Raw genomic sequence first — 12302 nt, 5'->3', positions numbered from 1 at the left:
CAACAGGTTTTTTTATCTGCAAGAAAAAAATTGTATTTTTTTATTCTTAGCTTTGTATATAACAAAATCAATGTATCCTTTGATATTATGAAAGATTCAAAACAATTTGTTCAAGAAAATAAGCAACGTCTTTTAGATGAGCTAATTGAACTACTTAAAAAGCCTTCTATTAGTGCTGATAGTGCTTATTCACAAGATGTAATCAATACTGCCGAAGCAGTAAAAGAAAGTTTAGAAAAAGCAGGATGCGACCTAGTAGAGCTATGTGAAACTCCAGGTTATCCTATTGTTTATGGAGAAAAAATTATAGATCCAGCTTTGCCAACTGTATTAGTATATGGACACTACGATGTTCAACCAGCTGATCCAATTGAATTATGGACTTCTCCTCCATTCGAACCAGTAATCAAAAAAACTGATATACACCCAGAAGGAGCAATATTTGCTCGTGGAGCTTGTGATGATAAAGGTCAAATGTTTATGCACGTAAAAGCATTTGAATATATGGTTGCAAACAACTCTTTACCATGTAACGTTAAGTTCATGATTGAGGGAGAAGAAGAAGTAGGATCGGTAAGTTTAGGATGGTTTGTAAAACGCAATCATGATAAACTTAAAAATGACGTTATCTTAATCTCTGATACAGGGATGATTTCTAATGAACAACCATCGATTACTACGGGATTAAGAGGTTTAAGCTATGTAGAAGTAGAAGTTACTGGACCTAATAGAGACTTGCATTCAGGTTTATATGGTGGAGCGGTAGCAAACCCTATTAATGTATTAACGAAAATGATTGCTTCATTACACGATGAAAGTAATCATATTACTATACCAGGCTTCTATGATAAAGTAGAAGAACTATCTCGCGAAGAAAGAGATGAAATGGCTAAACGTCCTTTCTCTTTAGAAGATTATAAAGAGAAATTAGACATTGACGAAGTTTACGGAGAAGCTGGATATACAACAAATGAACGCAACTCTATACGCCCTACACTTGATGTAAACGGTATTTGGGGAGGATATACTGGAGAAGGTGCTAAAACTGTTATTGCTAGCAAAGCATTTGCTAAAATTTCAATGCGTTTAGTTCCTAATCAAGAATGGGAAGAAATTACAGAACTTTTCAAAAAACACTTTGAAAGTATCGCTCCAAAAGGAGTGCGCGTAGAGGTAAAACCTCATCACGGTGGACAAGGTTACGTTACTCCTATTGATTCTATTGGATATCAAGCTGCTGCTAAAGCATACGAAGATACATTTGGGGTAGCTCCTATTCCAGTACGCTCAGGAGGAAGTATTCCGATTGTTGCATTATTTGAAGAAGAACTAGGCTCTAAATCAGTAATGATGGGATTCGGATTAGACACTGATGCAATCCACTCTCCTAACGAACACTTTGGTGTATTCAACTACCTTAAAGGTATTGAGACTATTCCATTATTCTACAAATATTACGCAGACATGATGAAATAATTCATTATTAAAATACATAAGTCTTTTATAAAAGGCTATGAAACAAAAAACCCAGCTTTATAAGGCTGGGTTTTTAATTTAAAAATTATTTTGGTCCTCCTACAGAACTTGCTGAATGACCATGACCATCATCGATAGTTAAAGTTATATTTTTTGGAGCATTTCTATTTCCATAACCATTTTTTCCATCTTTAAATACTAATGGAATAGGCTTTTTCAATGTAAAGTGAAATCTTCCCTCTTCGTCCTTTGTAACTTCTAAAGCATCTTCATAGAATCCTTCATCTACATATTTATATACCGCGTCATGATTTCCATCTTTTTGTTCTTCTTCATTTTCAATACCTAAGTTAACTTGCAGAGTAGCCATCTTACTCTTTCCTTCAAGTTTATAACCAAACCCTCTGGTAATAGTAAATAAACCTTCTTCTGGTTGATTAATACTAATAGTAAGATTACCTCCTCTTAACTCTCCATACTTTTCAATTCTTTCTTTTTTTATTGCATTCTTTTCTTCTTTAGATTCATAGTCTATCATATCCCACATGATAATATAAGTATCATTATGATATGGTCCTATTTTAGTTATCGGGCTATAATTCCAATATTTATAAGTCACCTCTTTATCATCTACTTTTGTGTTCACAGTAAACGAACCATATGTTTTTCTCTTTACTACCTCACCTACATCATCTTTTCCTCCATTGTCCTTGTCGCCTTTACTATTATCATCACTACTACATCCTGCAAAAACAAGTGTAAACACAATCAGCATTGCTGTCAATTTTTTCATAATTCTATTTTATATTAATTTATACAGTAAAAACGTAAGGTGAATTTTCAACTTTTAAATTTTAACATTATTATTAATCAAATATATAATCTTTTAAACAGATTAGACCATAAAAAACAGCAATTAGCAAATTATATAAAAACACAAAAGAGGTCAGCTTTAAAGTTGACCTCTTTTAGAAATATTTTTTTTATAAGAAATTACATAAATGTACTTGGTGATACGCCATAGCGTTTTTTAAATATCGCCGAGAAATGATTATAATGTTTATATCCTACATGTCTAGCAATGTCTACTATATTATAACTTCCTTTTGGGGCAGAACGAAGAATTTTATATGCTTCATTCATCCTTACCTCTATCAAATAATCATGTATAGTTACGCCAAAACATTGTTTAAAACCTGCTTGCAGTTTTGTGCGATTCATACCAATATGTATCGCTAATTCTTCAATAGAGCGTTTAACAGCATAATCTCTAGTTAACATTTCACGCAAATGATATAATCGCTCTAAATCACTTTTATGAATTTTAATTTCATTACTCTTTTCTGCATTTTCTATTTGATGAAGCTGTAAACCTAAAAGCATTAAAACCTTTCCTTCTAAAAAAAGCTGTTTGACTAAACCTGTATAAGGACAGGTATTCATCTCATAAATTAGTTGTCTCATCTCAGGAGAAATAAAGTAACTTCCATTACCTAGTAGAGTCACCTCCTTATTTAATACTTGTTTTAAAAATTGATCGCTACTTCTAGATTGATCACTTAAGTTTGCTTTTAACCACTGCTCGCTCAATTCTATCTCAAAGCTTATTGCGTCTTCACATACAGGATCATACAAATACCCATCAAGTTCAGGTAAATAAAATGTTGTACACCTGCCACTTTCAGTTTTAATACCAGATTTTAATTGATGCTTTGGCTGATAGACCGTATGACCATTTGATAACTCATAATGCATCTGTATATAAGGTAATTCGCGATATACATAGGTTTCTTTTTCTTTCGTACGATTACTCTTGTAAAAGTGCAGACTAAATGCCCTTGCCTCTATCTGTCGATATTCTTGCACAAGATTATCTTCTGTCAAAATACGATCGTATTCATAACTCCAATTTCTTCTTGGTTTCCACAATTCCTGTCTATTTACACTCTGCTTCATACTCCTACTTTTAGTCATTTACATCAATCACTATTCCTGCTAAAAACATATTTATTACTGCACAAACAGTATGCAAAGATAGCTAACTTTGATTAATTCTAAATAATAAAATACAAATGAACAAAATAAGCTTATCACAAGAATCAGAGAATCTTAAAGATTTTTGGCAACTTAAAAACTTAGGAAACATAAATAACCATACCATCAATTTAATTAAACTTCAGGGCGAGTTTGAATGGCATTCACATGACGATGAAGATAAATTATTTATGGTTGTAGATGGTGTATTAGACCTACATTTTAGAGATAAAGTAATCACTCTACATCCTAACGAGTGCATCATCGTCCCAAAAGGAGTAGAAAACAAACCAGTAGGAAGAGATGAAGTAACACTAATGTTAGTGGAACCGAATAGAATGTAATATTACAGCATACTTAATGGTTTATAAGCATTTAGATTCACCATTAAGTATGCTAATTGATAGCCAATCTTATATCACTCTTTATCAAAATAACATTTGATATTAGCTATCAAGAACATCCTCTCAGTTATGTTATGTTTAGATAATAACTATCATTTTAAATAGTCCCGCTTAAATATAATTACAAGTAAACATGCAATAGTGTTTATACGCACTATTGAGCTTTATTCTTTTCCTCAATCCAAAGCCCCATATATTTGCTACTCTGAGCACAATTCTGTTTAAATACTTCTCCGATAAAATTATGTTTTCTATGTTGTTCTAAAGATTCTAATATTGACAATATAGCTACTTTATAATTTCTTTCAAACGCTTTATAATCAAACATTTTCTCATGAATAGCAACGCCTTTCCCTTGCATTTCTTTCCACATTTTCTCCTCTGAATACAATAAAACAGCCTTATTTACTATATCTTCTACCTCATCAGTTACAAACCCACACCATTCACATTCGCCCTTCATAGACTCTGCTCCAACTGTCGAGGTGATTGAAGGCGTACCAACTGACATAGCATCTACAAACTTACCTTTAATACCAGCCCCAAAAGGAATAGGAGCAAGCATTACTCTAGCATCACTTATAACCTCAAGCGCATCATCTGCGCGTCCATGGACTAAGAATCTCTCTTGTTTATTATGAAGTTGTAAAACCTTTTGGGAGGGATAAGCTCCATAAATGTGCATATTTACCTTAGGTAACTTCTTACTTAATACTGGCCAAATAACAGTCTTTAGATATAGTACGGTTTGCCAATTAGGTTCGTGTATAAAGTTCCCAATAAATACAAAACCTTCTCTATCATCAAAACTTTTCCACTGATTGATATCATCATCATTTAGAGCTTTTTCTAAAAAAGGCAGATAGAATAATAAAGAACTGTCTATCTTAAACTTATTTACCAATAACTCATATTCATACATAGAAATAAGTAAAGTCAAATCGCATCGCATAATACTTGCTATTTCTCGTTTACTACGTTCAGAATATAGAAAATAATCAATATTCTTTTCACCTTTTTTAAACATTTCATGACGAGCATATCTCAGAAAATGAAGGTCTTCAGTATCTAATATCGTCATAGCATTTGGGCAACACTCTGTAACTCTCCAACCAAACTGCTCTTCAACCATAAAGCGGTCATAGATTACTATATCGGGATTAAGAGATAATAATACTTCATCAGTACGCTTATCATTTAACCATATTTCTAACTCTTGCACATCGTATGGTGATAAATCATCACTGTATGGTGATTTATTAGCTGTAGAGGTAAAATAAACCTTCATTCCCCATTGGTAAAAACACTCTAATAACTGTAGCATTCGCTTACCTGCAGCAGATGACTTTGACTCTGGCCACACTTGACCGATAACCAATACTTTTTTATCTGACAATCTATCTTCCATAGCACAAAAATAAGGTTTATATGAATCATTTTTAAACTCTTTTATATTTGCTATTTTTGCTAAAAAGAAACGGTATTATGTTAGGACTAAAATTATTGACAGACCCAAGATGGGCAAACATAGCAGAATCTAATCTGGAAGAAATTTTAACAGATCACTGCTGGTGTGAACAAAAAGCAGCTACTAATGCTATTACCCTTATCACCTATAATTCAGAACATGAAGATTTAGTAACTGAATTAACAGTTATTGCTATAGAAGAAATGGAACATTTTAAGATGGTTCATGAAATTATAAAACAGCGTGGTTACACTTTAGGGAGAGAGCGCAAAGATGATTATGTAAATCAACTATATAAATTTTGTAGAAAAGACGGAAGTCGCAATGACGCTTTTATTGACAGATTGCTTTTTGCTGCAATGATAGAAGCTAGAAGTTGTGAAAGATTTAGAGTGCTTTATCAAAATATTAAAGATGAAGAGCTTTCAAAATTTTATTATGAATTGATGGTATCTGAAGCAAATCACTATACAACTTTTTTAAAGTTTGCTAAAAAGTATTCTGAAAAAGTAGATGTAGATAAACGATGGAAAGAATGGTTAGATTTTGAAGGACAACTAATCCAATCTTATGGTAATAAAGAACATATCCACGGATAAACATAAAAAAATAAGCGATACATCTGTATCGCCTATTTTTTATGAACATATTTTTAATGATTATAACTCAGCTGTCCACTCTATTCCACTAATATCAATCAATCTAACTATTTTAGCTTGGTTAAAACCTTCATTTACGATTGGCAATTTCACCAAAGCTTTAGCTCCTAAAGGAATAACTAAACTATGTTTACCAGGTTGTACTTTAGCAACATAAACGTTCTCAATTTGATTTTCACTTAGTTGTGAAAGTGCAGTACCGTCCCATTTATGAATGACTTCTCCAGAAGCAGTTTCAATCTGTACTCCTATTAAAAAAGATCCATATACATCAGCTCCTTCAACACGATAAACTTGAAAAGCTAATTCACTGTCTGTTATAGATACATCAGCTAACTCAATTTTAGGCTTCACTGATTTATTATGTAATGTACCAAACACGCCACCATGAAATACTTGGTTAGTATATAACGTCAGTAATAAAATAGCAAATGAGCCAACGAAAACTACTGGCTTTAAATTCTTAATTGGTAATACTCCTGAACCTAGAAAATTAAACCAGCGTTTTTGCGTAAACTTAAATCCTTTTTTCTCTAAGTAATAATCAATAGATCCAATACCTCCACCTGTCAGAAAAAGTATAAATCCAGTAGCCACTCCTAAAACTCCAATCTGCCATTCATCTAAACAAGTTGTACCAATCCATCCGGACCCCAATAAAATACCCATTGCTAGTGATATTACACCTATAGACATCAATCGAGTAAAAAGTCCTAACATTATACAAAGTCCAACTATCGCTTCTACGATAGTAAAGATAACCATTGCCCACCATAATATATCTGGGTGAGTAACTAGGTATTCAATAAGAGGTTTAATTCCTAAGGCATTAGGAAGAAAGTGATTAAACTTTACTCCTATATATCCAACCTCATTTTCAATTAATTTATTTTCTAATATTAAACGGCGCCAAAAAGCAGAAAAGTAAGTCCACCCTACTACCATACGGATAGCAAGAGTAAAAAATCCAGCCGTAGTATACGACTGTTTATTAAAAGTTTGCATTTCTAAATTTATAAAATTGTGTAATAATTATTCAAAATATAATATTCTCTACCTTATCAAAAAAGCAGAATATTATTTCATTCTCTAAACTTTAATTACACTAGAGCTACTTTAATTTTTTTAAACATTAAATACAGTGGCGGTGAAGTACCCGTTAACTCTAAAAAATAGTCTTCTAAAAAAACGCACGATTGTGGTATAAAAGATAAGTTGTGCTTTAATCTAAAATCATTATCTAAAAATAAAGAAGTCTTTACAATACTAGATTTATCTTGTGTAGAACTTTTCGCTAAAACTTCGGCATCACAGATTGATAGATATGAAGATAAAGCTAACGCCTTACTACCACTAATAGGTGTTTCTATACTTAATTCAAAAGCTTGAAAAAAGTTCTTTTTGGCAGAACATCCTATTGTAGAAAAAGCTATTAAAGTTATCCACAAATAACATTGTAATTGCACAAAAAGATTTTTCTTTAACGCTTTCATTTTAACCATATTCGAAATCAATCTCAAAAATAGAAGATTAAACTAGATTAAGGCAATATAATTACTCAAATTATTGTTAATACTATAAGGTTTGTAATAAAGATGTTTCAATTTAAGATTCTATAAGACAAATAACTTATTTTTACTCCAACTATAATTTTAAAACTTATGAAAATTATATTAACAACTTTTCTTCTTTTGCTAGGAGCAACTTCATTTGCACAAAGAATAAACGGCATAGACTTTCTAAAAGATAATCCAGAATACCTAGAAGTAATAGTTTCATCACGTGGGTTAAGTACAAAATTAAATCTATTAATAGATTATGGTCAGCCAACTAAACTCTTATCAAATAACAAGAAAGAAATGCTTGTTACAGATAACAATGGCAATCCCTTAGAGTTCTATTCTCGTATAGGTATTTTTAATTATATGAATAGTATAGATTACAATTTAGATAGAATAATAACTAGAAAAGTTGATGATGGAATAGAGCATAACTATTACATTTTTAGAAAGAAAAAAAACTATCCTTATACAAATACTTGTAATCATTGTTCATCATCCACTCTTAGCAATGATTACAATCCTTTCACAGAAAATGTAAAAATAGAGGTATCTCAATAAAGCAGATTATTAAATTAAACAATATAATATATTAAAACGAATGGTTTAATATATTATATTTGTTCCATGGCAAGAATAAAAGAATTTGACTATAACGAAAAACTAGAAGAAGCAAGAAACCTATTTTGGGAAAAAGGATATAATGTTACCTCTATGAATGACATTGTTGAACGTCTTCAATTAAATAGAAGTAGTATCTATGCAACTTTTGGAAATAAACGAGATTTGTTTATTGAGTGTTTACAAAACTATGCTAAATTAAAAACGGCACAATATATTGCAGCTTCAAACCAAGTGGCTCAAACACCTTTTGATAAACTATCTAAAATGGTTCATTCTATTATATTACAAACAATTAAAGACAATAAAACTTGCCTAATAGTTAGAAGCATATCTGAATTAAGTTCATCAGATAGAGAAATAAAAAATCTTATTATTCAAAATGGAGTTGTATTACACAACCTACTAAATGAATTAATAGATAAATCAAAAGAGTCTGGCGAATTAAAGAAAGACTTGTCTACTCCTACTTTAAGTAACTTTATTTTATCCAGCTTTAGCGGTATTTATGAACATTATCTACTGTCAAAAAATATACAAGAAGTAAAAGATATGATCAATTTAATGTTAAGTTCTTTTAGGGCTTAATTTTTTAACTTATAATGGAACGAACGTTTTAATTAAATAATATGAATAACACAAAATCAACTCAAGAAGTCATAGACATCTTCTATAACAACATAGCAACAGGTAAATCAAATGAGAATATAAAATTATTCAGTGACAACATAGAATGGCGAATACCTGGTAATGCCTCAATCGCTCTGTGGATTAAAGATAGAAATACAAAAGAAGAAGTAGCGGATTTTTATAAAGATTTATATCAATATACAGAACCTCTTACATTTGATATAACAGGTAAATTTATTAGTAATAATAAAGCTTTTGTTACAGGTAACCTAACTTCGCGAATAAAGAAAACTGGAAAAATATTTGCTAGCCCATTTAGCGTTCAATTTATTGTCAGAGATGGATTAATAACCCATTACTTAATGCTCGAAGATAGTTTTGGTCTTACAGAAGCAATGAAATAGTAAAAAGGGATTAAATGCTGACATTTAATCCCTTTTTACATTATATACGATTGTGAAAAAATAAATCATAATCTGTATTAAACATCAATAAAAGCAATAACTATCATAACCAAGCACCACCTAAAATTGTATAATAACTACTTTATTCCATATACTTAACAAATTGTTTCAAAATAAAAAAAGTGAAAATTAATTTGTTCATATCACTTCTTGTTCTATATTTGTAGAACAAGAACTACAAATATAGTCGAATTATGAAATCATATATCTATATACTTAGTTTAATGGTACTATACTGTATGACCTCCTGTAAGATTAATCAAAAATTAAATGGTGAGAATATTGGTAAATGGAAATATGTTACTAAATATGAGCATGAAACAATAATTGAAAAAGGGAGATACAATAAATCTGGATTACAGAAGGGAACATGGAGATATAAAAAAAATGGAAGACTTTTCAAAAAAGAAGTATTTAGAGATACTATTGCTTCTGTCCTATATTATCACAGTAATGGAAAAATTCATATTAAAGGTCAAATAGCATATACAGAAAAAAATAAACTGATTCACTATTATTATTATGGACCTTGGTTTATATACAATAAAAAAGAAAAACTTACTGACGTCAAACATTACAAAGAAGGAATATTAACACATCATACTGTATTAAAAAATGATTAAACTACCGCAAACTGAAGAGCAACTAATGGAGTATATATGGGAACTTAAAGAAGCATTTGCAAAGGACTTATTAGATAAGTATAATGATCCAAAACCAGCCCCCACAACTCTAGCTACTTTATTAAAAAGACTAGTAGATAAAAAATTTATAGATTACAAGACATTTGGAAACTCTCGAGCATACTTTCCAATTATTAATAAAGAAGATTACTTTGAATCTCACATTAATAATATTGTTGAGAATTACTTTGATAATTCAGCATTATCATTTGCCTCCTTCTTTACTAAAAAAAGTAAAATGACAAAAAAAAGAGCTTGAAGAACTAAAAAAGATAGTAGATGATCAATTAAAAAAATAATTACTATGCTATTATACCTAACCAAAATAACAATTATACTGTCAATCGCTTTACTTCTATACAAACTTTTATTAGAAGATACCAAGGCGCATCACTTCAAAAGATATTACTTATTAGGTACCTTAATTTTAGGGTTACTATTTCCATTGATAACGGTAACAAATGTCACACTATCAACAGTAACGAATACCTATACGAACTTAAATGAAATTGAAATTTTTACTAGTAATACATCAGAAAAGACTAATATAAACTGGACGCAAATAGCATATATAGTCTACATTATAGGTGTGGTTGTAACAGCAGTTAGATTTATAATTTCACTTTATAGACTTAATAAGTTAAAACAAAAAGGCATTTTAATAAAAGATAAGGGATATTCTTATGTCTTGCTAAATCATTTAGACAACGCATTCTCATTTGGAAAAACAATTTACCTACCAAATACAATTGATTACAAATCAACTAACAAAATTGTAAAACATGAAAAAGCACATATTAGTCAACTTCACAGTTTTGACATCATCTTTATCGAATGCTTAAAAATTATCTTCTGGTTTCACCCTTTGTTCTATAACTATAAAACATGTATTGCACTAAATCATGAGTTTTTAGCAGATGATGCAAGTATAGACACAAAACAAGAAATAAACGATTACTTACAAATATTACTACACCAAACCTATAAACAGAATGAACTAGCATTGACAAGTTCATTTAATTTTAACCTAACCAAAAAACGTTTTATTATGATTACAAAGAAAAACAGTCCGTACAAAAACTTACTAGGCATTACCACATCTTGTATGCTTTTTATCAGCATTGGTTTATTAACTGTAAATGCACAAGAACAGCATAAATACAATGATTCAAATCATGAAAAAATATATACAGCTGCAGAAAAATATGCAACTTATCCCGGTGGTATGAATGCTTTCCAAAATGAATTTGTCACTAAATTCATTTTACCAGAAACCACTAATATAAATGATAACATAAAAGTAATAGTACAATTTGTGGTAGAAAAGGATGGATCACTTTCAAATATAAATATCTTAAAAGACCCTGGATATAACATAGGAGCACAAGTAACCTCAACTCTAACAAGTATGTCTAGATGGGTCCCTGCAGTAGTAGAGGGAGAAAATGTTAGAAGTTATTATACATTACCAATCACTCTCCATGCAGACAATAATAGCTCTAAATAATAATAAAACAGCAAGGAATTACTTAATGTAATTCCTTGCTGTTTTTCGTAACACTTATTTATCTTTTTTGTATTTTTAACCAAAAATATCAAAAAAACACTAAGTTTTTTCATAGTAAGTGCGCTATTAATAATGAGTGTAAGTGCTCAAATTAAAGATAGGCTACCTTCTTTCCTAAGTAATCAATATTTGGAATGTAAGACTACAGATACAATATCGTATGCAGATAATAAAAACTTCAAACCAGCATACTCGAGAATAGCAATAAATCAGTTGGCTATTAATTTTTCAAAATTATTTCATAAAAAATTTCCAAACGAAAATATTACTGTACCCATCAACATCGTTTTTCAATTAACTATTTCTGAATCAGGAGAAATACAAGCAACTGAAATTACACGTAGCCTATTTCCTGACAATATCAATATGGAATTAATGGGTATAGTTAAAGATGTAACTGTTGACTCATGGGAACCTGCAATATATCAAGGCAAAAAAATTGTATCTCAAGTAACATTACCCCTAACAGTCTTTCCTAAGAAATAAATTAACTATTGAGTTGAATTATTCTTTTTTATAATGAATCCTTCCTATTTTTGGGTAAGCTATTATAAACTAAATAATAAGAGTGATCTATCAATTCTTTTAGTAATTCCCATTTTATAATTCCATTTAAATGGACGCTATTCCAATGTTTTTTATTCATATGATATGCGGGCAGAATATCATTATAATTCTCTCTTAACTCTATTTATAAACTTAAACATATTTATCATTAAAACTAAACTGACAATCAA

General features: G+C 30.3%; 15 protein-coding genes and 1 pseudogene. 10 read left to right on the top strand and 6 right to left on the bottom strand.

What is annotated here, in order from left to right; all coding sequences use genetic code 11:
- Window positions 1–87: 87 nt before the first annotated feature.
- Window positions 88–1476 (top strand): dipeptidase, encoded by a 1389-nt coding sequence (locus RH98_RS07895; RefSeq protein ID WP_026038804.1) that lies wholly within the window; start codon window positions 88–90, stop codon window positions 1474–1476.
- 85 nt (window positions 1477–1561) lie between these two features.
- On the opposite strand, the gene RH98_RS07890 is transcribed toward RH98_RS07895, so the two are convergent.
- Both RH98_RS07890 and RH98_RS07885 read right to left on the bottom strand, forming a co-directional pair.
- Entirely contained in the window at window positions 1562–2269 is a 708-nt protein-coding gene (locus RH98_RS07890) for a hypothetical protein (RefSeq protein WP_010252789.1), read from the bottom strand.
- A gap of 200 nt (window positions 2270–2469) precedes the next feature.
- Window positions 2470–3432 carry a helix-turn-helix domain-containing protein gene (locus RH98_RS07885; protein WP_010252787.1) on the bottom strand — a complete coding sequence of 321 codons (963 nt, stop codon included), beginning with the start codon at window positions 3430–3432 and terminating at the stop codon, window positions 2470–2472.
- A 116-nt stretch (window positions 3433–3548) separates the two neighbouring features.
- Here RH98_RS07885 and RH98_RS07880 point away from each other — a divergent pair, with 116 nt between their 5' ends.
- On the top strand, window positions 3549–3854 hold the full coding sequence (locus tag RH98_RS07880; protein ID WP_010252785.1) for a cupin domain-containing protein: 306 nt from the start codon (window positions 3549–3551) through the stop codon (window positions 3852–3854).
- A gap of 214 nt (window positions 3855–4068) precedes the next feature.
- Here the strand turns inward: RH98_RS07880 and RH98_RS07875 are convergent, their stop codons facing one another.
- Entirely contained in the window at window positions 4069–5322 is a 1254-nt protein-coding gene (locus tag RH98_RS07875; protein ID WP_010252783.1) for a glycosyltransferase, read from the bottom strand.
- A 77-nt stretch (window positions 5323–5399) separates the two neighbouring features.
- On the opposite strand from RH98_RS07875, the gene RH98_RS07870 reads away from it, so the two are divergent.
- Window positions 5400–5981 (top strand): MiaE family protein, encoded by a 582-nt coding sequence (locus RH98_RS07870; RefSeq protein ID WP_010252781.1) that lies wholly within the window; start codon window positions 5400–5402, stop codon window positions 5979–5981.
- Window positions 5982–6041: 60 nt separating this feature from the next.
- On the opposite strand, the gene RH98_RS07865 is transcribed toward RH98_RS07870, so the two are convergent.
- On the bottom strand, window positions 6042–7046 hold the full coding sequence (locus RH98_RS07865; protein WP_010252779.1) for a TQO small subunit DoxD: 1005 nt from the start codon (window positions 7044–7046) through the stop codon (window positions 6042–6044).
- Between the two features lie 95 nt (window positions 7047–7141).
- Window positions 7142–7534, bottom strand: coding sequence for a hypothetical protein (locus tag RH98_RS07860; RefSeq protein ID WP_010252777.1), 393 nt, complete (start codon window positions 7532–7534; stop codon window positions 7142–7144).
- A gap of 168 nt (window positions 7535–7702) precedes the next feature.
- Here RH98_RS07860 and RH98_RS15225 point away from each other — a divergent pair, with 168 nt between their 5' ends.
- The 7 genes and pseudogenes from RH98_RS15225 (at window position 7703) to RH98_RS07825 (ending at window position 12051) form a co-directional block, all read left to right on the top strand.
- A complete protein-coding gene (locus tag RH98_RS15225; protein WP_010252775.1) occupies window positions 7703–8161 on the top strand; it encodes a hypothetical protein in 459 nt (152 codons plus the stop codon).
- Between the two features lie 66 nt (window positions 8162–8227).
- Window positions 8228–8809: a TetR/AcrR family transcriptional regulator gene (locus RH98_RS07850; RefSeq protein ID WP_010252772.1), complete on the top strand. Its 582-nt coding sequence runs from the start codon at window positions 8228–8230 to the stop codon at window positions 8807–8809.
- 41 nt (window positions 8810–8850) lie between these two features.
- A complete protein-coding gene (locus RH98_RS07845; protein ID WP_010252770.1) occupies window positions 8851–9255 on the top strand; it encodes a nuclear transport factor 2 family protein in 405 nt (134 codons plus the stop codon).
- 254 nt (window positions 9256–9509) lie between these two features.
- Window positions 9510–9938, top strand: coding sequence for a hypothetical protein (locus tag RH98_RS07840; protein WP_010252767.1), 429 nt, complete (start codon window positions 9510–9512; stop codon window positions 9936–9938).
- Window positions 9931–10297 (top strand): annotated as a pseudogene (locus RH98_RS07835) (BlaI/MecI/CopY family transcriptional regulator). The gene RH98_RS07840 and the pseudogene RH98_RS07835 overlap by 8 nt, the downstream one beginning before the upstream one ends.
- A gap of 5 nt (window positions 10298–10302) precedes the next feature.
- Window positions 10303–11505 (top strand): M56 family metallopeptidase, encoded by a 1203-nt coding sequence (locus tag RH98_RS07830; protein ID WP_010252761.1) that lies wholly within the window; start codon window positions 10303–10305, stop codon window positions 11503–11505.
- A gap of 132 nt (window positions 11506–11637) precedes the next feature.
- Window positions 11638–12051, top strand: coding sequence for a hypothetical protein (locus RH98_RS07825; RefSeq protein WP_010252758.1), 414 nt, complete (start codon window positions 11638–11640; stop codon window positions 12049–12051).
- A 28-nt stretch (window positions 12052–12079) separates the two neighbouring features.
- Here the strand turns inward: RH98_RS07825 and RH98_RS15445 are convergent, their stop codons facing one another.
- Window positions 12080–12256 carry an MmcQ/YjbR family DNA-binding protein gene (locus RH98_RS15445; protein WP_081498620.1) on the bottom strand — a complete coding sequence of 59 codons (177 nt, stop codon included), beginning with the start codon at window positions 12254–12256 and terminating at the stop codon, window positions 12080–12082.
- Between the last annotated feature and the right edge of the window lie 46 nt (window positions 12257–12302).

Source organism: Myroides injenensis M09-0166 (genome assembly GCF_000246945.1).
In the GTDB taxonomy this organism is placed as follows: Bacteria; Bacteroidota; Bacteroidia; order Flavobacteriales; family Flavobacteriaceae; genus Flavobacterium; species Flavobacterium injenense.
This window is presented reverse-complemented; position numbering and strand designations above follow the sequence as displayed.